Raw genomic sequence first — 22203 nt, 5'->3', positions numbered from 1 at the left:
CGTAATTTTGACGAAAGCAAAAGAAAATTACAATCGTATCTTCCCTTAATTTTATTGATTATACATAAAATTTTGATGTCAGAAACCCAGCAAGGGTGAAATTTATACAAAAGTTGTAAGAAATATCCTACAAACCAGAATGGATGTATTGTGTTGCATGTTGGATCTCTTCCATGCTAAACCCGCGATATTGTAAAAAACGCATCTGCTTTTGTTGATCTTTACTATCTTGTGCGATCGCTTCACCAAAGCGTTTTACCTTGACCTGGTAAGCTAATTCGAACCAGTCTGGTTCCAGTTCAGCTAAGGCCTCATCCACCATAAAGGATTCAATATTATGTGCTTTGATCCCTTGTTTGATGCGGAACCAACCTTGCCCCTTATGCATACTATGACGAATAAAGTGATATACAAATCGCGCATCAGATTGAAGGTCTTTCGCCACAAATTGACTCAACACATTCCAGATTTCATCCTCGGCAAATCCTTTTTGCAATAGCTTATCCACACATTCTTTTTGGCTGTGTTCGCGACGCGACAGCATGTGGGTAATTTGATGACGAATTTTGGTTGTGTTTTCCATTGGGCAAAGATTCAGTGAACTATCTGTGGTAGTTTAAAGTAATCAATTAAAACCGCAACGCTAAGAACAGTTTCTACCTTATGTCTCTCTCTTTACGCACCTTTAATTCTATCTCGAACATTCCACACACGACTTGGGATGCTGCGTTTGCTCATGGTGGTCCTTGTTTGCGTCATGCTTTTTTGAGCTGTTTAGAAAATAGCCACTCTGTTGGCGGTGACTCTGGCTGGCAACCTCAACACATTGCTTGGTATAAAAAAGGGGATCTTGTTGCCCTCATGCCTGGCTACAAAAAGTATCACTCATACGGTGAATATATTTTTGACCACAGCTGGGCGGATGCCTACCGGCGTTATGGCTTACCGTATTATCCAAAATGGATCAATGCAATCCCCTTCACCCCAGTTACCCAACAGCGTCTGGGCATAGTGTCAGACCAAGAAATAAACCATCACGAATTACTCGCTACGCTTGAACAGTTTGTGACTGAAAATAGGTATTCCTCAGCGCATTGTTTATTTGTGAACCAAGATGAAATAGACGCTTTTCATTCTTCCCCTTGGGCACACCGTACCTCAGTTCAATTTGAGTGGCATAATCATCAATATACCGATTTTGAAGATTATTTATCTGTTCTCACCGCTCGCCGTCGTCGCTCCATCAATAAAGAACGCAAACACATTGCCAAGGAATCTGTTCACATTGAACGCAAATTTGCTGAGCACCTCACGCAAGCCGATATGGACTTTTTTTATCAGTGCTACCAAGTCACCTATCTCAAACGCAGTGGCCATAATGGCTATTTAACCCGAGCTTTTTTTGAACAGTTATTTGCCACGTGCCAACATAACATCTTACTCGTTATCGCCTATCAACAGACACAACCTGTCGGGTCAGCTTTTTATCTTTATGACGACAATGTCTTGTATGGTCGCTACTGGGGCGCTTTAACCGACGTTTCCGGTCTGCATTTTGAGTGCTGTTATTACCAAGGCATTGAGTTTGCCATTGAACAAGGTATTGAGCGGTTTAACCCAGGTACTCAAGGGGAACACAAAATTCTCCGCGGTTTTGCACCAACCACCTGTCACTCTTTGCATTATTTGGCTCATCCGCAAATGCACGACGCTGTCCAAGATTTTGTTGGCCGTGAGCGCCCAGCCATCGAGCAATATCGTCAAGAATGCGAAACATTACTTCCTTTTAAGCAAGAGAATTCGTAACAACATGTGTTTTTAGCCTCTAAAAACTGGAAAATCCTCTTACAGATTTGTACTATCGCGTTGAATTAATAATAACGAGATGTACAACGACATGCGTAAAACAACCTTAGCTCTTTCCATTACTTCAGCTATCATGGCCTCAACGGTCTTGCTCTCAGGCTGTCAACCTAACCCCCAATCGCAATTGCCAAATAAAGTTGCTGAAGCCGTGGTCGCTCAGCCTGAATTAGGCACCTTTGGCGTGGATTTAACAGCACGAGACATGAGCGTTAAACCTGGCGATGATTTTTTCATGTATGCCAGCGGCACTTGGTATAACAATTTTGAATTGCCTGCTGACAAAACCCGTTTTGGGGCGTTTGATACTCTTGCAGAACGGTCCAACGATCAAGTGAAAGCCATCATCGAAGAACTCGCCGCCAAGACTGACCTCAGTGGTGATGAGCAACGTGTAGCGGCATTTTACAATGCATATATGAATACGGAGCGCCTTAATGAATTAGGCTTAGCTCCACTCAAACAAGATCTAGACAAAATCAGCCAAATTGATGATGTCACCAAACTGACAGCGGCCTTTGGTGAAGCATGGCTAACCGGGAGTTCAACACCAATTGGTGGTTGGATGGGCTTTAATCGTACCAATCCAGATGAATATCAGTTACAACTTGGTGTAAGTGGTTTAAGCCTACCTGACCGTGATTACTATTTAGTAGATAGTGAACGTTTTGAAGATATTCGTGTTGCCTTTGTCGAGCATATTGCACAGATGATGGCATTTACTGGCTTAAGTAATGATGAGGCGCAACGCGCTGCGCAAAATATTCTTGCGCTTGAAACCGCCATGGCAGAGATCCAATGGCCCCGTGAAAAACGCCGCAACCGCGATTTAACACTGAATCCAATGACTCGAGAAGAGTTGGAGACGACTTATTCTGAGCTAGATTGGACGACTTTATTTGCATCATCAGGCTATGTCATTCCGCAACTAAACGTGACACAACCAGACTCTGTTGCGTCTATGATTGAACTCATCAATGAAACGGACTTGGCAATATGGCGTGATTATTTGACTTATCAATTAGTCTCCAACAACGCTTCTTATTTATCCGAAGAGATTTATAACGCGAACTTCGCCTTTTATGGTACAACATTGAATGGTCAACAAGAGCCCCGCCCTCGTTGGAAGCGTGCTATTTCACAAATGTCTGGTACCAGTAGTCTCGGTTTTGTGATTGGCAATGTGTATACCGCGAAGCATTTCCCAGAAAGCTCAAAGGCAAAAATGGCAGACTTGGTGGAAAACCTGCGTACCGCTTTGGGTGAGCGGATTGAAAACCTGGATTGGATGGGTGAAGCAACCAAAGTCGAAGCCTTAGCAAAACTCAAAGCGTTTCGTCCAAAAATTGGCTATCCTGATTACGACGTGGATTTTACTGGCTTAGACATTTCTGAAGATGACTTACTTGGCAACATTCGCAATATTCGCCAATTTTTCCAAGCAAAAGACGTCGAAAAGGAATTCAAAACAACCGACAAAGACGAATGGTTCATGGTACCTCAGCGTGTTAATGCCTATTACAACCCGTCATTTAATGAGATTGTGTTCCCAGCGGCTATCCTACAACCTCCGTTTTTTGATCCGAACGCCGATCCAGCTGTGAACTACGGTGCCATTGGTGCAGTCATCGGACACGAAATGGGACACGGTTTTGACGACCAAGGCTCAAAATCGGATGCTAATGGTGTGCAACGTAATTGGTGGACAGATGAAGATCGCGCAGCATTTGAACAAAGAACGCAAATGCTCGTCGAACAATATTCTGCTTATGAACCGATTGAAGGCAATTTTGTGAACGGCAAAAATTCATTAGGCGAAAACATCGGTGATGTGGGCGGTTTAGCGATGGCTTATCACGCCTATAAACTGAGCCTAAACGGCGAAGAAGCGCCCATCATTGATGGTACTACAGGTGATCAGCGTTTCTTCCTCGCGTGGGCACAAGTTTGGAAAGAAAAACGCACCGAAGAAAGCATGCTCAATCAATTGCGCGGTGGCACTCACTCACCAGGTCAGTTCCGTGCATTAGCGCCACGTAATCATGATGCATGGTATGAGGCGTTTGACGTTCAGCCGGGTGATGCCTTGTACCTTGCGCCAGAAGAGCGCGTGCGTATTTGGTAAATACGGATTGTTTGGATGAGGCCGCATTGATACTGCGGCCTTTTTTTATGCCGCAAAATCCGCTATTGATTTCGGTCTTGCCACAGCAGAATGCAACTCCCAAAAATACTGATGCGAATCGTATTGCGCCGCATCTAAGTCGATACTTGCGAGTTTATTGGGGTCGCTGAACTGCATTGTCGTTGGGGCAAATTCTTGCAGAGGGTTGCGTGCAGCATGCGCTTGATGAAAATAACTGACAAAATCATGCTCAAGCACCACGGTTTTAGGATACTGTAATGCATCGTCCGGCATCGCATATCGATTAACAATCAGTACCGTCTTAAGTCCACTATCATCTGCTAGGTTATACCTTTGCAACAAATAGGCTTTAAGCTGCGCATAAAATCGTTCCCATCCCGAGGGCATCGATTTATCTTGATTAAAAAATCGTAACGCCCAAGCCAATGCTGGAAACTTCTGATTAATGCTTGTCATATCATCGAGTAAATCCGTCATGAACTGCCCTGCTGGAATATCGTGCTCCCATTGCAAATACCGCATGATGTATCGCAACAAACCATATCCATCTGCCATCACGTAGATTTCGTGGAGCATCTTCATCCGCGCCAAATCATCCTCAGTATAACTGTAGGTAGAGGTCAAATAATTATGCTCATCGGCTTTAATTTGATACTTTTCCATATAACCCGGCTCAGCCATAGGGCTATTAGGTAATAACTGCGTTGGATAGGCTTTTACCGACACATCCATATCAATGTAACGTTGCAAATCGGCAGTAAATGACGCCACGGTCATGCCCGGTAAGCCAATCATCAAATCCGTGGATAATGGCAGGTTCAAATCCGTAAAGGCTTGTGCGAGATCATCATAACGCTGAGTGCGAATATTTTTGCGATTAATGACCTCTAACGTATTTTCATCTGTGGTTTGAATGGAGATGATGCCTTGTCCGATGATTCCGCCTTCTGAGAAGACTTTAATAATCTCGACCAAGCGCCAAGTGGAGTTTTTGGTGTAATTCACCACGATCTCTTGGGGATAGCCATATTTGGCTTTGGTTGCGACAATGTATTTGGATATATCAATGTCTCGGTCATACAGCCCGTAGTTGGCGTCTGCGATCCACAACACGCGAATCCGATTGCGTCCGATCCAATCAATCTCATCTTTCACTCGGTCAAGGTCAAACTTGCGAATTTTTTGATTCGTGGCACTGCCCCAATCACAAAACGTACAACCGTATGGACAACCGCGATTGGTTTCAATAATGGCCGCTTCGACTCGCCCCTGATACCCATCAAACACACCATCCAAATAAGGCGATGGGATCATGTCTGGGCTTTTCATACGTTCACGAGAAGCAGTACGCAGCACATTGCGAGTCATTCCATCACGGTAGGTAATGCCGTTGACTTGAGATAGAGCATGGCTATCGGCGACAATTTTGCCTTGGTCATTACGCTGAACTTGGTCTAACAAATCTGTGATTGTGATTTCTCCCTCTCCGTGTACCGCCACGTCCACCGAAGGATTATCTCGCATAAAATCCTGACATGCTTGAGCATAATCGGGTGTTGAAGGGCCACCATGCACCGTAAAATTCGCAAAATTATGTTGCTTTACCGCTTGTGATATCTGCATGTTGACATCAATCGACCACATGTAATTAGAAAATAACCAAACACCGGGACCAAATTTGCGATAAGGCCCATCTAGGATCTGTTGTGGACTGAGATAATTGATGGGCACCAAGGTAAAGCGAGATAGTAACGTCCCATCTTGATAAGCCGTAATCGCACTGTACAACACACCCAAAGCAAGTGGGAGGTGATTTTCCATATGCGGCACAAAGTAAATCGGGATTCGGCCATCTGCTGCCAAATTCTGCCAAAGTACTGGAAAGCCTAAGCCACTTGGCGTATTCGTGGTAAATGGTGTCAATACTGGCTCAGCCGTTTCAATGAGCTCTTTTTCGGCGGCCAGTAATCCCAAAGCAAAAGCTGATGCCATTAACGCATCAAGGTCTACATCTGCCAACAAATGTCCCTTTTGGTGAATGACCTCTGCTCTGCTTTTGCCGTCACCAAATGCCAGAACAGAAATCGCTTCTAGCGCACTGAGTAAAACAAAACACTCGCGGTTGGCTGACCATGCACACAACCCTTCCTCGGACAAACACAAAGCAAAATGGGTACTTAAACGAAGTTTTTCGGGTGCTTGTTCAGATGATGCATGCTGACGGATGGGTTGAACATCAGAAAAAGTGGGAGGGTGCTCGACGTGATCAACTAACACGCCCGCGCTTTGATATTGGCTTAATCGTTGTTCAATTTGAGCAGGTTGCAAATGCGCAAAGTATTGCTGAAAAACCGCATTGTCACGAATGGTACTGTTCAAAAGGGAGCTTTGTGATAAACGACACAAAACGTCTAGCATGACAAGGTCCGCATCACCCACCGGCACTGAAGGCGTATTGCCCGCAATGTCAGCCAACAGGGGCATCCCATTGCGGTAAAAAATCAATTTATGTCGATTCAGTTGCAACGCTGTTACTCCGCGCTTGTTGTTATTATGTTACGGATTATAACAACAAACGACGGAATTTACAGGTTCGGGGCCAACCATTGTTCTAGTTCACGCTCAGTCCAGCCTTTTGCCTCAGCATAGGCTTGTGCTTGGTCGGCTTGGATCTGTGCCACAGCAAAATAACGCGCGTCAGGGTGCGCAAAATACCAGCCTGATACCGAAGCACCAGGCCACATTGCATAACTCGACGTCAACTGCATGCCAATGCGCGCTTCAACTTGTAACAAGTCCCAAATAAGTTGCTTTTCGGTATGCTCAGGACACGCAGCATAACCAGGTGCTGGTCGAATACCTTGATATTGCTCACGAATTAACGCGTTATTATCTAAGGCCTCATCCGGTGCGTAGCCCCAATAATCCACTCTGACTTGTTGATGTAAATATTCAGCAAAGGCTTCAGCTAAGCGATCGGCAATGGCTTTGACCATAATGGAGTTGTAATCATCGCCTTGCTTCTCATATGCTTTGGCAAGCTCATCTTCACCGATACCACCGGTGACCGCAAACGCGCCAACATAGTCAGTGCGTCCTGAGTCTTTAGGGGCAATATAATCAGCGAGACAATAGTTGAACCCTTTGGGCTTTTGCGTTTGCTGACGTAAATGGTGTGCTGTGAACATCTCACCAGCCTCATTCTCAATCACAATACGTTCATAAACACTATTGGCTTTAAACAAACCAAATACGCCTTTACACTCTAACCCACCTTGTTGTTCCAAGCGATCTAACATGGTATTGGCATCGGCAAATAACTGCGTGGCTTCCGCCCCCACAATCTCATCTTGTAAGATGCGTGGATACTTACCTGCTAATGACCAGGTCATAAAAAACGGCGTCCAATCAATGTATTGACGCAATGTTGCAATGTCAGCTGACACTTCAGTTACCCCTAATTTACGGGGAATAATTATTTCGGCCTGATCCCAATCACACGTAAACTTATTGTCTCTTGCTTGTGCTAATGTCACCGGTGCAGTGCGAGGTTTCTTGCGCGCATGTTGTAGACGCACCGTCTCGTATTCTTTGGCAAGTTTTTCAGCAAATACCTCACGGGTATCTTGGTTCAATAACTGCTGACATACGCCTACGGCGCGGGAAGCGTTCGAGACATAGACCGTTGGGTGCTGATAATGTTCGTCAATTTTGACCGCCGTATGGGCCTTGGAAGTCGTGGCGCCACCAATGAGTAAAGGTAAGTCCATGCCGGTACGTTGCATTTCTTTGGCAACATACACCATCTCATCCAGCGAAGGGGTAATCAAACCTGACAAACCAATCATGTCAGCATTTTCTTCACGTGCAACTTGCAAAATCTTGTCACAAGGCACCATGACACCCAAATCAATCACCTCAAAATTGTTGCATTGCAATACGACACCCACGATGTTTTTGCCGATATCATGTACATCGCCTTTGACCGTGGCCATGACAATTTTGCCGTTGGATTTGGTCGTACCGTCTTTTTCTGCTTCGATAAAGGGTTGTAAATAGGCAACCGCTTGTTTCATAACACGTGCAGACTTGACCACTTGTGGTAAAAACATTTTGCCTTCACCAAATAAATCGCCAACCACATTCATGCCGTCCATGAGTGGACCTTCAATCACATGCAAAGGTTTCTCAGCAGCCAAACGTGCGCTTTCCGTATCCTCAATGATGTATTCGGTAATGCCTTTGACCAATGCGTGTTCTAAACGCTTGTTGACCGGGTACTCGCGCCATGCCAAATCTTCTACTTTAGCAGCCTTGCCATCACCTTGGTATTTGGGTGCGAGTTCCAATAAGCGATCTGTCGCGTCAGGATGACGGTTTAAGATCACATCTTCAACGGCATCACGCAACTCTTGCGGGATCTCATCATAGACTTCAAGTTGCCCCGCATTGACGATCGCCATGTCCATTCCGGCCTTTATCGCATGGTACAAAAATACAGAGTGCATGGCTTCGCGAACCGGATTATTACCACGGAATGAAAACGATATATTCGACAAACCGCCTGACACATGCGCATGAGGCAATTGAGTACGGATCATGCGCGTCGCTTCAATAAAATCCACGGCGTAGTTGTTGTGTTCTTCAATCCCTGTTGCCACCGCAAAAATATTCGGATCAAAAATGATATCTTCGGGTGGAAAGCCCACCTCATTCACTAATAAATCATAACTGCGTTTGCAGATCTCAAATTTGCGATCGATCGTATCGGCCTGTCCCACCTCATCAAAGGCCATAACCACAGTCGCAGCACCGTAGCGTTTCAGTAATCGAGCTTGATATAAAAACGGTTCAGGGCCTTCTTTTAAACTGATGGAGTTGACCACCGCCTTGCCCTGGACACACTGCAGTCCCGCTTCGATCACCTCCCATTTGGAAGAATCGATCATGATCGGCACACGAGAAATATCGGGTTCTGCAGCGATTAAATTGAGAAAACGCACCATGGCCGCTTTCGAATCCAACATGGCTTCATCCATGTTGATGTCAATGATTTGAGCGCCATTTTCGACTTGCTGGCGAGCAACATCTAGAGCGGCTTCGTATTCTTCATTGAGGATTAATCGTTTGAAGACGGCTGAACCGGTGACGTTCGTACGCTCACCGATATTGATAAAACTGGAAGCTGATTGCATTACGCCCCCCTAATGAGTAAATGGTTCAAGACCGGATAAACGCATCTTAACCGGAATATCAGGGATAATACGTGGCGCTTTGTCTGCAACGGCTTTTGCCATCGTAGCTATATGCTCAGGGGTTGAACCGCAACAGCCACCCACGATATTTACCAAACCACTGCTGGCCCATTCTTCGATATGCTGTGCCATCTCAACGGCGTCCATGTCATACTCACCGAATTCATTGGGCAAGCCTGCATTGGGATGGGCAGAGACTAACCCCTCACAGACATTAGACAGTTCCGCCACATACGCACGCAATGCATCTGGCCCCAAAGCACAATTTAGTCCGAACGCAACCGGCTGAATGTGCCGCATCGAATTATAAAAGGCTTCAGTTGTTTGGCCAGATAACGTTCGTCCTGAGGCGTCAGTAATCGTTCCGGACACTAACACTGGTAAGGATTGACCTATCTCGACAAAGACATTTTCCACCGCAAATGCCGCCGCTTTTGCATTCAGCGTATCAAATATCGTTTCTAACATGATCAGATCGGCTCCGCCTTCAATCAGACCTTTGGTCGCGGATTCGTAGGCTTCCACTAACTCGCTAAACGTGACATTGCGTTTGCCCGGATCATTCACATCCGGAGAAATCGATGCCGTGCGGTTTGTCGGGCCAAGTACACCAGCAACAAAACGAGGTTTTTCTGGTGTTGAGTATTCCTCACAAGCCGCTTTTGCGATCCGCGCTGCCGCAACATTTATTTCGTAGGCAACATCTTGCATATCGTAATCAGCCATAGCAATCGTTGTTGCATTAAATGTATTGGTTTCAATGATATCGCTACCTGCTGCCAAATACTCTTTATGAATGGTTGCGATTGCCTCAGGTTGAGTCAACACGAGCAGATCGTTATTGCCTTTCACATCACAATGCCAATCGGCGAATCGCTCTCCGCGATAATCATTTTCGTCAAACTTTAAGGCTTGGATCATAGTGCCCATGGCACCGTCCAACAATAAAATACGCTCTTGTGCGAGCGACAATAAGGTATGCTTCACGCGGTTATCTCTTGCCAGTTGCGAGTTGTGTCAAATCATAAGGAGTGGTTTGATACACATAGTAATTAAGCCAATTAGTGTAAAGTAGAGTGCCATGCGAACGCCATCGGACAATAGGCGCATGTTCAGGATCGTCATTGGTAAAATAATTCACCGGGATCTGAGGTGGTTTGCCTGCTTCACTGCCATTTGCCAAATCGCGAACGTATTCTTGTGCTAACGTATCACAGTCATACTCGGGATGACCGGTTATGAACACATTGCGCTTGTCTTGGGTCGCACAAATATATGCGCCTGCCTCATCAGACGCGGCCAATACGTCAATATTACCGGTATTGGAATACGTTGCCACCGGAATATCCCCAAAGCGAGAATGTGGCGCCCAAAACACGGGATCAAAACCGCGCATCAGCTCATTTGTGGGCGCTAAGACTTGATGTTCAAACACACCAGAAAGTTTTTGTGCACGAATATCACGCACCACCCCGTGAAAATGATACATCGCGGCATGTGCCGCCCAGCACAAATACAAGGTCGACTGAACATTGGTTTGCGCCCAATCAAAAATGGCGGTAATGTCATCCCAATACGTCACCGCTTCATAATCCATAAAGCCCAATGGAGCGCCGGTGATAATTAAACCGTCATATTGCTTATTTGAAATAGATGAAAAATCTTTATAAAACGCATCCATGTGCGATTGCGGCGTGTTTTTGGACACACTGTTATCGATTCGAATTAAATCAATATTGATTTGCAGAGGCGTATTTGAAAGCAAGCGCAGTATTTGCACTTCGGTTTCTATTTTGTTGGGCATGAGATTTAAGATCCCAACTTGCATAGGACGAATGTCCTGCGTCATGGCACGTTGCATCTCCATGACGAAAATATTTTCGTTTGAAAGTATTTCTAATGCGGGCAGTTCACTAGGGATCCTAATCGGCATGACACATCCTTACACGTTACATATGTGTATTGTGTCGGATTTTGATAAAATGTCAAATTATTTACGTCTAGACGTCTAAACGTCTTAAAAATTAACCTTACGTCCTTTCATGTTAACTTTTGACGAGAAGTTATCTTCTTAGATTTAAACGGCGTCTTCAGTTTGCCAACTGCCTAACTTTCGTTTTAATTTTTGCACGGCTTGACTGTGAATTTGGCTGACTCGAGATTCGCTGACTTTCATGACTTCCCCTATTTCTCGTAATTTCAAATCTTCGTCATAATACAGTGAGAGCACAGTCGCATCACGCTCTGGTAATGTAGTAATCGCTCTTGCAAGGGCTTTTTGAAATGAACCCTGCACCAGTTCATCATAAGGTGTGTCTATCTTGTTGTTCTTATCCGTCACAATAACGTCTTCCGTGACGCCTAGATCTTCAAGCCCCACAAAATTTCCGATATTCACGTTGTACAACATTTGATGATATTGCGCTAAAGGCACACCCAATTTATGCGCCACATCAACGTCTTTTGCATCATGACCGGTTTCTTTTTCAACGGTTGCAACCGCCTCAGCAATAGAACGAGAATTTTTGTGAACTGAACGCGGTGTCCAATCGCCCTTTCTTATTTCATCTAGCATCGCCCCGCGAATTCGGATCCCAGCGAATGTCTCAAAGCTTGCCCCCTTGCTGCCATCAAAATTTTTAGCGGCTTCGAGCAAACCAATCATACCGGATTGGATGAGATCATCCACCTGTACTGATGGGGGTAAACGCGCCATTAGATGGTGTGAAATACGCTTTACTAGCGTAGAGTACTTATTCACAATATCGGTCTCCCTCATTGGTTGAAAGGCATTCGATATATGACCCGAGCGACTTGAATGAGTATGGTTATGTATTAATGCATGATTATCCATATCTTACATTGTCTCCATAATATTTTAATTATCGTTTCATGGTTGCCGATACATTCCAGTGTATTGACCGTGTTTTGCAATCATCTCCTATGCAAGTATGTTTAAATTTGCAAGTTTTGCACCAAAAATGAAAATAAGAAAAAATAAGAAAAAATAAGAGGGATGAGGGAGTTCTATTCGCCAAACAGGGCTTGAAGAGATTGAGAGCTAAAATAGGAACATCTATTAGAATGTCAAAATTTTTACATTTTACTCGTGGCAGTTCTTTGGACAGTCAGATTATTGACGCGGAGATGATGCTATTAAGCAGCAAAAAACAAAAACCCCGTCACTAGGACGGGGTTTTCATATTTGTTAACGTAATCGCGAGAATTAAAATTAATTAAGCTTTTCTTTAATACGTGCAGATTTACCTGAACGCTCGCGTAAGTAATACAACTTCGCACGACGAACAGCACCACGACGCTTCACTTCAATCTCAGCAATCGCTGGGCTGTGTGTTTGGAAAACACGTTCAACACCTTCGCCTGAAGAAATCTTACGTACGGTAAAAGCTGAATGTAGGCCACGGTTACGCTTAGCGATAACAACACCTTCATATGCCTGAAGACGCTCTTTATCGCCTTCTTTTACACGAACTTTAACCACTACAGTGTCACCTGGGCCAAATGCCGGGACGTCTGTCTTGAGCTGTGCTTGCTCAATTTTCTTGATGATATCTTGATTGACTTTACTCATCATATACCTCGTTATCTAGTTAACTGTCATCTCGCTGCAACGCATCGCGCTCAAGTTGCGCGAGAATCGTGCGTTGCTCCTCAGTCAGAGCTAGCTTGTTTAATAAATCAGGGCGTCGCTGTTTCGTTCTTAATAACGATTGCGTTAATCGCCACTGCCTAATTTTTTGGTGATTACCACTTAGTAACACCTCAGGGACCGCTTTGCCATCTAGCACTTCGGGGCGCGTGTAATGTGGGCAATCCAATAAACCGCTGCTAAAAGAATCTTCCAACGCAGAATCAGTATGACCTAACACACCTGGTACAAAACGAGCAATGGCGTCAATCATAACCAGAGCCGGTAACTCGCCTCCGCTTAATACATAATCGCCGATGGATATTTCGCAATCGATGTATTCTTCGATAATGCGTTCATCTATGCCTTCGTACCGCCCTGCCACTAATATTAAGTGGCCTTGCTGGCTAAACGACACCGCACCTTGATGCGATAGCGTTTCTCCCTGTGGCGATAAGTACACCACAATATGTTGCTCATCTGCGGCCGCTTTGGCTGCAGTGATTGCATCTGCTAAAGGTTGTACCATCATCAGCATACCTGGACCGCCACCATAAGGGCGATCATCTACAGTGCGATGGCGATCATGGGTGAAATCTCTTGGATTAAAGAAATCTACTTGTAATAACCCAGAACGTATTGCTCGACCTACGACACCTTGACTCAGATATCCAGAAAACATTTCTGGAAAGAGTGTCACGACGCTAATGCGAAGTGCTTGCTGTGCAAGTCCACTCGTTTCTGGCCCAGACATTAAAATGCAGGATCCCAATCGACTGTAATAGTACCTGTTGTGCGCTCGACTTCAGTAATCACTTGATCGAATAACACGGGTAATAACCTTTCTTTTTGGCCAAATGCATCGTTAAGATTGGCTTTGACTTGTAGAACGTCGTTTGCGCCAGTGGCAAACACGTCTTTCACTGTGCCTAGATTGTATCCCTGCACGGTGACCACACTCATTCCAATCAACTCACGCCAATAAAATTCATCGTCGCTCAGTGCCGGTAACTGCTCCGCAGTGATTGAAATTTCGAGATTTTTGATGCGTTCAGCATCATCTCGAGTCTCAATTCCGTCTAACTTAGCCACCATGCTTTTGTTGTGCATGCGCCATTGACCGACCTCAACTCTCAGCTCACCCACCAACCAAGGTGAATAAGTAAAAATGTCTTGGCCTTCTTGGGTATAGCTGTTGATTTTGACCCAACCTTTGACTCCGTAAGGAGCGCCGATTTTGCCAATAACCACCGTTTCAGATGCTAAACTCATCTATACCCTCATAATTCAGTTGCAAAATCTGTGATTAAGCCGCTGCTTTTTTAGCTTCTTTTACCAAGCTAGTGACGCGTTCTGACAAACTTGCGCCAACGCCAGTCCAGTATTCAACGCGCTCAAGGTCTAAGCGTAAACGCTCTGATTGACCTGTTGCTGTAGGATTGAAAAATCCAACGTTTTCAATGAACTTGCCGTTGCGTGCGCGACGTGAATCAGCCACAACTACTTGATAAAAGGGACGCTTTTTAGCGCCACCACGCTGTAAACGAATAGTAACCATAAATGCCTCAAACTCGTTGTCGCGTTACTGTTAACAAATATCCCATGCCCTGAACAATTTGTTTTTAAACAAAGCCCAATTCACGGGACGGCATATTATACGCAGGTTTTTAACACAAAGCAAAGGAATAGTTTGATGCAGATATGCGACAGAATGCATAAAAAAGGGCAGCCAATCGCCACCCTTTTGTATAAATCGTATGAAAAGATTGATTACTTGCGCTTCGGTGGGAACATGCCACCCAGTCCACCAGGACCACCTAATCCGCCCATACCACTTGGGCCGCCTGGTCCACCCATGCCGCCCATTCCAGGAGGCATCATGCCTTTCATCTTCTGCATCATCTTCGACATACCGCCGCCAGACATTTTTTTCATCATCTTCTGCATTTGCGTAAACTGTTTCAATAAGCGGTTAATGTCTTGGACTTGTGTGCCAGAGCCTGCGGCGATGCGTTTTTTACGTGAGCCTTTGATGACCTCTGGACGCGCCCGCTCTGCCGGAGTCATTGAGTTAATAATGGCCTCAAACTGATTGAATTGCTTATCACCAGCTTTGTCTTTGATTTGTGCGGACATATTGCCCATGCCCGGCATTTTATCGAGCAAGCCCATCATGCCACCCATGTTGCGCATTTGTTCGAGTTGTTCTTTAAAATCTTGCAAATCAAAGCCTTTGCCTTTTTGCACTTTTTGCGCCAGTTTCTCGGCCTTGTTTTTGTCAACCTTGCGCTCAACTTCTTCGATTAGCGACAGTACATCGCCCATTCCCAAAATACGCGATGCCAAACGCTCAGGATGGAAAGGTTCCAATGCATCGAGTTTTTCACCCATACCAATAAATTTGATTGGTTTACCCGTAATATGACGGACGGACAAGGCTGCACCACCACGCGCATCGCCGTCGGCCTTAGTTAACACAACGCCAGTAAGAGGCAACGCTTCATTAAATGCTTTTGCCGTATTCGCAGCATCTTGACCGGTCATTGCATCGACCACAAATAGCGTTTCAATCGGCTTCACTGCTTTGTGTAACGCTTGAATTTCACCCATCATAGCTTCATCAACGGCAAGACGACCTGCAGTATCGACAAGAAGCACCTCGACGAATTGGGTTTTAGCTTGGTTGATCGCACTTTCGACAATATCAATCGGTTTTTGCATGATGTTGGAGGGGAAAAACTCCACATCTACATCATTCGCTAGGGTCTTGAGCTGTTCTATCGCCGCCGGACGATAGACGTCAGCACTGACCACCATGACTTTTTTCTTTTCTCGCTCTTTGAGTAATTTGGCTAACTTACCAACAGTAGTGGTTTTACCTGCACCTTGCAAGCCTGCCATTAGGACAACAGCGGGTGGTTGACAAGCTAGATTAAGCCTTTCGTTAGTGCTCCCCATGACTGCTTCAAGTTCAGCTTGAACAATTTTAATAAATTGCTGGCCAGGCTGAAGTGACTTGCTCACTTCGACCCCAACCGCTCGCTCTTTGACTTGTTTGATGAAGTCACGCACCACGGGCAATGCGACATCCGCTTCAAGCAACGCCATGCGCACTTCGCGCAACGTGTCTTTGATATTATCTTCGGTCAATCGTCCTTTGCCGCTGATATTTTTCAACGTACTGGATAAGCGTTCGCTCAAACTCTCAAACATTGCGCCACCTTGCTCTGTGCTTCAATTAAATGATAAATTAACTGTATTATACCGTTTTACCTAACGACAAGTTAAGGTATATTACTGCATTATTAGTATTAATGTGGCTTTTTTGTAGGCTTGCAAGTTCAACTTTTGATTGTGCAGCCCTTTTTGAGGATGTTATGACCAGTATTTTATTGCTGTGTACAGCGCTGGCTTATGCTGCAGGCGCTTTTATGTATGCGCAACAAACGATGTCAGTCAAATCACATCCATGGCCTATCCAATCCGGCATCATATACAGTTTCATCTTTATCGCCTTAAGCGCTCACGGATACCTCTTAAACACAATTTTATTTCATCCAAGTGAAGCAAACTTGAGCATGGTCAATATTGCGAACTTGCTAGCCTGGTGTATGGTCGTGGTTTTGCTTGTTGTTGGTAGATTATTGGGCAATTTAACTCTACTGCCCGTGACCCTTGGGTTTGGTGCTTTGTGTGCGCTACTCATGCTCTTACCACCCAATACTCAACCTGTCATAGGCACACTGACAGCAGGCTCTATTTTGCATATTATATTGTCGTTAACTGCTTATGGCTGTGTTGTGGTCGCCCTTTTATATGCCTACCAAATGCGTTTTATCCACAAACAGCTCAAAAGCAAAGCACTGTCTCTAAGTGGCTTGCCCCCTCTGCTACAAGTTGAAACCTGGGTCTATCGCCTCATTGGATTAGGCAGTATTTTATTAGCATTTGCCCTATTTTCAGGATTTGCAACATCGGCATCGATGCTTACCCAACAACATGCTCACAAAACCGTATTGAGTTTGATTGCATTATTGGTATTTTTTACCGCATTAGTCTTACATACTCGCATTGGCTTGAGTACCAAACACCTAACTACTCTGACGGCTATCGGAGTCATATTATTGACCATCGGATACTTTGGCAGTCGTTTTGTTCGTGAATTTCTTTTGTAGAGGCTTGCTTTTTTGGACAGTATCGCAACCAGTACTTTATTTATTATTCTTGGTTTATTAATTTTGTGTTCGGCGTATTTTTCCAGTTCTGAAACTGGCATGATGTCGCTCAATCGCTACCGTTTGAAGCACCTTACTAATGAAGGCCATCGCACAGCGAAACGCGTACAAAATTTGTTAGATCGCCCAGACCGATTAATTGGTTTAATTTTGATTGGTAATAACCTCGTCAATATTGCCGCTTCAGCGATAGCCACGGTGATCGGTCTGCGTTTATTCGGCGATGTAGGGATTGCTATTGCGACCTTTGCTCTAACGTTAATTGTATTGGTTTTTGCTGAAGTTACGCCAAAAACACTGGCAGCTTTATATCCTGAAAAAATCGCCTTTCCATCTTCATTTTTACTCAAACCTTTAATGTATTTGCTGTTTCCGTTTGTGATGGTAGTAAACGGGATCACTAACGGTATTTTGGCGATTTTCAAAATCAATCCAACCAATGCCTCAGGGGACGAACTGAGTACGGAAGAACTGAGAACCGTCGTGTATGAAGCGGGGAATTTAATCCCCAAAAAACACCAAGACATGCTCTTAAGCATTTTGGAATTAGAACATGTGACCGCAGAAGATATCATGGTGCCGCGCAATGATATCTTTGCAATTGATATCAACGATGAGTGGAAAGATATTGCCAAGCAGTTAACCTATGCAAACCACACTAGAGTACTACTGTACCGGGATACCATAGATGATGCCGTTGGTTTTATTCACGTTCGTGATGCGCTTAGATTGCTCTCTAAGGAACAATTTAGTAAAGCGACCCTGTTACGCGCAGTAAAAGAAATCTACTACACACCGGATTCAACGCCTTTACACAAGCTAATGTACAAATTCCAAGCCGAGCGTGAACGCATAGGCTTAGTGGTCGATGAATATGGGGATATTCAAGGTCTGGTAACACTTGAAGATATCCTGGAAGAAATCATCGGCGACTTTACCACTAACATGGTGCCGGACCATCATAAACAAACGAACAAACAACAAGATGGTAGCATCTTGGTAGATGGTAGTACTAACTTGCGAGATTTGAACAAGGAAATGGGCTGGTCTTTCCCGACCGATGGGCCGAAAACAATGAATGGTTTGATCCTTGAGATCCTGCAAACTCTACCAGAGCATCGCTTATCTCTTAGAATAAATGGCTACCCTGTCGAGATTGTTGATTGGTCAGAAAATATGATTGAAACCGTTAGAGTAATCCCACTTTTTTATAACCCTCCAGAAACGAATGATTAGTCGGCAGGCGTGTTAAAAAGACGTTTTTGAAACTGCTTGGCCTGCTCTTTCGCTTTGCGGTTGGACAAGATTTGCCTTTTCACATTGTGGACTTTTTCGTCCAACTCACCTAAGTCTCGCATCAATGAGAAATACTCTTCATCTTCAGCAAAGTCTTTGCGGTTTGCATGGTAGCGAAGTATATCTTTGATCTGAGTTGGTAACGATTTTTTTGGTCCCATCCATGGCACCCTCACATTGAAGTAGATATTCTTTTATCGGTCTAATCAGTCAAATCTTAAGTGAAATATGCTTGTTTATGCTCCAACATATGACCTTTAGAAAGAGATTTATCATATTCAATCACAGCGATGGAGGCTGTAGCAAAAAGTGGCGGTGTCAACTGTGTCAGGGATTCCACAAAGTAACTAACAAATGGCATATGAGCCACCAATAATACATTATTGATTTCTGGATGGAGTGACAACACCGTATCCATATAATCATGTGCAATGGCAGCCGAAGCGGAGGGAATAATGTCTCGTGTGTATTCGGTACGCGTGACAGTAAATTGCTCTGTGATTTTGGTAAAGGTTTGCTTGGTCCGCAAATAAGGTGAAACCATCGCATAATCGATATTGGGACGTTCAGCAAAATAGAATTCACGCAACCAAGCTGTTGCATGAGCGGCTTCGCTTTCACCAATGGGGGACAAAGGACGCTGCATATCAGAACCTGCAGCCAGATGCGCATCACCATGTCGCATCACAAAAACTTTCATGGACAAACCTATTAATATCAACCACACTGATTATACCAGTGTGCTTTCCAGTACAAAACTGATACTTTATACCTATAGACTTCAGTATCAGGCATTTTTGTTCAGTGCTGTAAGATATCATTGCCACTCACAATATGGGTATTTACAACTGTGAATACATTTGATTCCCGTCATTTAAGAATAGTCCAAGCGCAACAAAGTGGTGTGTCCATTAGTATTATGTCTGGGTACTTTAGCGATCCGAGTGATTGTCCTGGTTTGGCGCATTTGTGTGAACACTTGCTGATGCGTGGCAATTCTGATGTGGATGGATTGAATACCCTTTTTACCCAATATGGACAGGCGCCATCAGCTAAGACAAGCCCCTGCGAAGTGGTATTTGATGTGCTTTGTAACGAATCAGAAATACCCAAAATTCTTGAACTATTTATTAACTACTTAACTCATTTTACTGTTGAGGCGAATATTGTTTCTCTGGAAATCAACACCATTGCACAAGAGTTTAGTCACGGTAGCAATGATCCAATTAGGCGCTTACAAGAAGTGGATAAGGTTACTTGTAACCCCAAGCATCCTTTCACAAAATTCAGTACCGGTAATGCTGAAACCTTTGCCCAACTATCCGAACAGCAACTCACTCAATACATTGACCAATGGTTAAAACGAGCCATTAGTCTTTTGCAATTTACCTGTTATGTCCCTGTGGTTTCAGACGCTCTCAACAATGTTATCTCTCAACAAATTCATGCATCATTGCTGAGCTCTGAAATGTGTCCGACATTCATTAGAGGGCATAAAGAACCTGAATTACCACCGGCTTTCACTGAAGATGAATGTCAACGTTTGATTCGCATTGATCTACCCACATCGATGCCAAAGTTGATTGTTCACTTTGTCATTGAAACCCAGAGTAATGAGGCTATTGAACTGTTGCTTTGGATCATAAATTATTCCCCTCCCAATTTTTGCCTTACCCAGTTACAACAACAAGGTTTGATCACTCGGTTCCACCTAGAGAAAAACCAAGCGATCCCATCACATATTGGTCTCAACTTGCACCTTTCGCTTAGTGCAAAAGGCGTATTACAACGCACTCGTATTATTTCTGTCATATTTAAGCTATTTGAACACATTAACTTGGTTACTGCACCTGACGTTTATTGGTACCAAGTCCAAAAAACACGCAGTAGGTTCGCTGCAATAAACCAACTAGCCTCATGCACACAGCCAATAAATTCAGCGCTGCTAAAAGCCACTCAGGATATCGTAAATCAGTGCATTACATCACGCGCTCGAGTGTTATTTATATGTTCCTCAGAAGAATGTGGGGTTGAACAACACCCAATTTATGTGACTCCATATTACAAAACTCGCTATCAAATTGAAGATTTGAACGTACCCAACCTGGTAAATGACCAACTATGTCAAGATGAGGCGTTGAAGTTTTATTTTTTAAATCCACTATTGACGAACTCTGCTGCAACGGGACCTGTGATAAAAGAGCATATTTCAGATCAAGTCGGGGTGACTGCTATCCATGCCGAGCATGCGGCACAATTAACCGAGTGTTATATAGGATTGAATCACGCTGATTTGTCTTTAGCCTGTCAACTTGCGATTAAGTTATCGATCGCGTATCTGACAACAACACCACAATTTATTCAATTTTGTGCCCAAGCACTTGGCTGTCAGGTACGATTCTACGCTCAACAACACGGGATGACCTTACATTTTCGCGCGCCGCTTGATATTGCAAATAACTTAGTTAATCACTTGCTCAGTGTCATGACTCAAACCAACATATTTACACAATTAGCCCCGGCTCAATGGCAACAATTAAAGCAACATGTTTACCAAAACCTGAATACTTCTGATATACAGAATATTGAGTCCTTTGCACTGAACGCGATTGCCCAAACCTTCTCCCCACAACTTTCTGCGGCAGAGAAACAGACGGCTTTATTAGCTCTTGAGCCACAGCAAGCTGAAATATCGCTAAAGAATTTTTTTGCCCTAGCGAAATCAGAAATCATGGTTTACGGAAGCTATAGTGATGATTTTATTCAGAAATTATCAGGTGTTTTGAGTCCAAGCGCCCCCTACATGCATACCACAAGTGCACAAAATCCGCTCGTCAAGCAATGCCTTTCACTTCGATTTAAAGCCAAACAAAATCACGTCGAACACACTTACACTGGTTGCCTTCTTTATTCGACAACTTCGAATATCTATGAGCATATTGATTGGATGATCGTATCAATGTTGTTGCAGAACGCTTTTTTTAACTTCATTCGTCAAGAACATCAACTCGGTTATGAATGCAATGTTTCTTATTTGACTCACAAAGGTTGTCCTGGAATATTATTATACGTCGTACACAATGACGATTCACAAAAAGTAAAGGCGCTGATCGAGATTTTTGTGAAGCAATGTCACGAGCAACTAGATATGGAGACCATCAAAAGCGTCCTTCCGCACCTAAAGCGAAGTTTAGCGATCCCACAATGCGAATTTTCCATCCAGGCAAACTACTTCTGGATGATGCTTGGCAAGCCTGAAGGAATAGAGTTCAATCAAAAAATGGTAGATCGTTGTGATGAATTAGCGAATATGGAGGAATATCCAGAACTAGCCAGCAAACTATCGTTTACCTCACCACACTTGTGGGTTCAGATAAACGAATAGTAGAAGGTTTATAGAAAATAAACTTATGCTTTCAAAATAAGGTTGTTATATCCAGATGCTTTGCGCATCGCAACGTGTTGCGCCATCATAAACATTGGAATGGCCATTGGACCCAACAAGATACCTAGCGTTCCCCATCGACGTGCTGAAAGAGCACTTTTGAACGATTCAATATAAAAATACAGCGAACATGTCAAAAACAACAATATTATATAAAACATCTGCTTTCTCTATTAATTTCTGTCTCATTATAAGACAGAAATAAACAAAGAAAAAGCAGACTATAGGCTATTTTGATGTAAGATATCGATTACATTTAAGGCTTTTAATTATTTTAACAAATAAACCCTTCAAAAATTACATTTAATTAACTC

Annotated in this window: 19 protein-coding genes; 5 read left to right on the top strand and 14 right to left on the bottom strand. The window is 43.9% G+C overall.

Annotated elements, in window-relative coordinates:
• Positions 1–127: 127 nt before the first annotated feature.
• The gene (locus tag NLG07_RS07380) at positions 128–583 is read right to left on the bottom strand and encodes a regulatory protein RecX (RefSeq protein WP_254854835.1); all 456 of its coding nucleotides are present in this window, start codon (positions 581–583) and stop codon (positions 128–130) included.
• A gap of 80 nt (positions 584–663) precedes the next feature.
• Here NLG07_RS07380 and NLG07_RS07375 point away from each other — a divergent pair, with 80 nt between their 5' ends.
• Positions 664–1806, top strand: coding sequence for a GNAT family N-acetyltransferase (locus NLG07_RS07375; RefSeq protein ID WP_254854834.1), 1143 nt, complete (start codon positions 664–666; stop codon positions 1804–1806).
• A gap of 91 nt (positions 1807–1897) precedes the next feature.
• A complete protein-coding gene (locus tag NLG07_RS07370; protein WP_254854833.1) occupies positions 1898–3988 on the top strand; it encodes a M13 family metallopeptidase in 2091 nt (696 codons plus the stop codon).
• A gap of 45 nt (positions 3989–4033) precedes the next feature.
• Here NLG07_RS07370 and NLG07_RS07365 read toward each other — a convergent pair whose 3' ends face one another.
• The 10 genes from NLG07_RS07365 to ffh form a co-directional block, all read right to left on the bottom strand.
• Positions 4034–6535 carry a radical SAM protein gene (locus NLG07_RS07365; RefSeq protein WP_254854832.1) on the bottom strand — a complete coding sequence of 834 codons (2502 nt, stop codon included), beginning with the start codon at positions 6533–6535 and terminating at the stop codon, positions 4034–4036.
• Between the two features lie 59 nt (positions 6536–6594).
• Positions 6595–9204 (bottom strand): methionine synthase, encoded by a 2610-nt coding sequence (gene metH / locus NLG07_RS07360; protein ID WP_254854831.1) that lies wholly within the window; start codon positions 9202–9204, stop codon positions 6595–6597.
• A gap of 9 nt (positions 9205–9213) precedes the next feature.
• Entirely contained in the window at positions 9214–10269 is a 1056-nt protein-coding gene (locus NLG07_RS07355) for a homocysteine S-methyltransferase family protein (protein ID WP_303049227.1), read from the bottom strand.
• On the bottom strand, positions 10256–11197 hold the full coding sequence (gene metA / locus NLG07_RS07350) for a homoserine O-succinyltransferase (protein ID WP_254854830.1): 942 nt from the start codon (positions 11195–11197) through the stop codon (positions 10256–10258). Before metA ends, NLG07_RS07355 begins: the two co-directional genes overlap by 14 nt.
• A gap of 144 nt (positions 11198–11341) precedes the next feature.
• Positions 11342–12043 carry an RNA polymerase sigma factor FliA gene (locus NLG07_RS07345; RefSeq protein WP_254856834.1) on the bottom strand — a complete coding sequence of 234 codons (702 nt, stop codon included), beginning with the start codon at positions 12041–12043 and terminating at the stop codon, positions 11342–11344.
• 453 nt (positions 12044–12496) lie between these two features.
• Positions 12497–12856: a 50S ribosomal protein L19 gene (gene rplS, locus NLG07_RS07340; RefSeq protein ID WP_254856833.1), complete on the bottom strand. Its 360-nt coding sequence runs from the start codon at positions 12854–12856 to the stop codon at positions 12497–12499.
• A gap of 19 nt (positions 12857–12875) precedes the next feature.
• On the bottom strand, positions 12876–13667 hold the full coding sequence (gene trmD, locus NLG07_RS07335; protein ID WP_254854829.1) for a tRNA (guanosine(37)-N1)-methyltransferase TrmD: 792 nt from the start codon (positions 13665–13667) through the stop codon (positions 12876–12878).
• Entirely contained in the window at positions 13667–14185 is a 519-nt protein-coding gene (rimM, locus tag NLG07_RS07330) for a ribosome maturation factor RimM (RefSeq protein WP_254854828.1), read from the bottom strand. The genes trmD and rimM overlap by 1 nt, the downstream gene beginning before the upstream one ends.
• Before the next feature lie 34 nt (positions 14186–14219).
• Entirely contained in the window at positions 14220–14471 is a 252-nt protein-coding gene (gene rpsP / locus NLG07_RS07325) for a 30S ribosomal protein S16 (RefSeq protein WP_254854827.1), read from the bottom strand.
• A 212-nt stretch (positions 14472–14683) separates the two neighbouring features.
• Entirely contained in the window at positions 14684–16126 is a 1443-nt protein-coding gene (gene ffh / locus NLG07_RS07320) for a signal recognition particle protein (protein ID WP_254854826.1), read from the bottom strand.
• A gap of 164 nt (positions 16127–16290) precedes the next feature.
• On the opposite strand from ffh, the gene NLG07_RS07315 reads away from it, so the two are divergent.
• Positions 16291–17088, top strand: coding sequence for an inner membrane protein YpjD (locus tag NLG07_RS07315; RefSeq protein WP_254854825.1), 798 nt, complete (start codon positions 16291–16293; stop codon positions 17086–17088).
• Positions 17089–17100: 12 nt separating this feature from the next.
• Entirely contained in the window at positions 17101–18384 is a 1284-nt protein-coding gene (locus NLG07_RS07310; protein WP_254854824.1) for an HlyC/CorC family transporter, read from the top strand.
• Here NLG07_RS07310 and NLG07_RS07305 read toward each other — a convergent pair.
• Both NLG07_RS07305 and sixA read right to left on the bottom strand, forming a co-directional pair.
• A complete protein-coding gene (locus NLG07_RS07305; RefSeq protein ID WP_254854823.1) occupies positions 18381–18605 on the bottom strand; it encodes a hypothetical protein in 225 nt (74 codons plus the stop codon). The genes NLG07_RS07310 and NLG07_RS07305 overlap by 4 nt on opposite strands.
• Positions 18606–18661: 56 nt before the next feature.
• A complete protein-coding gene (sixA, locus tag NLG07_RS07300) occupies positions 18662–19144 on the bottom strand; it encodes a phosphohistidine phosphatase SixA (RefSeq protein WP_254854822.1) in 483 nt (160 codons plus the stop codon).
• 150 nt (positions 19145–19294) lie between these two features.
• Between sixA and NLG07_RS07295 the strand changes: the two genes are divergently transcribed.
• Positions 19295–21829, top strand: a complete 2535-nt coding sequence (locus tag NLG07_RS07295) for an insulinase family protein (RefSeq protein ID WP_303049193.1) — start codon at positions 19295–19297, stop codon at positions 21827–21829.
• Positions 21830–21852: 23 nt separating this feature from the next.
• Here NLG07_RS07295 and NLG07_RS07290 read toward each other — a convergent pair whose 3' ends face one another.
• Positions 21853–22050: a hypothetical protein gene (locus NLG07_RS07290; protein ID WP_254854820.1), complete on the bottom strand. Its 198-nt coding sequence runs from the start codon at positions 22048–22050 to the stop codon at positions 21853–21855.
• Between the last annotated feature and the right edge of the window lie 153 nt (positions 22051–22203).

Origin of the sequence: Alteromonas sp. LMIT006, assembly GCF_024300645.1 — a bacterium.
Classification (GTDB): Bacteria; Pseudomonadota; Gammaproteobacteria; order Enterobacterales; family Alteromonadaceae; genus Opacimonas; species Opacimonas immobilis.
The sequence above is the reverse complement of the archived record's forward strand: the minus strand, read 5'-3'. Positions and strand labels throughout refer to the sequence as shown.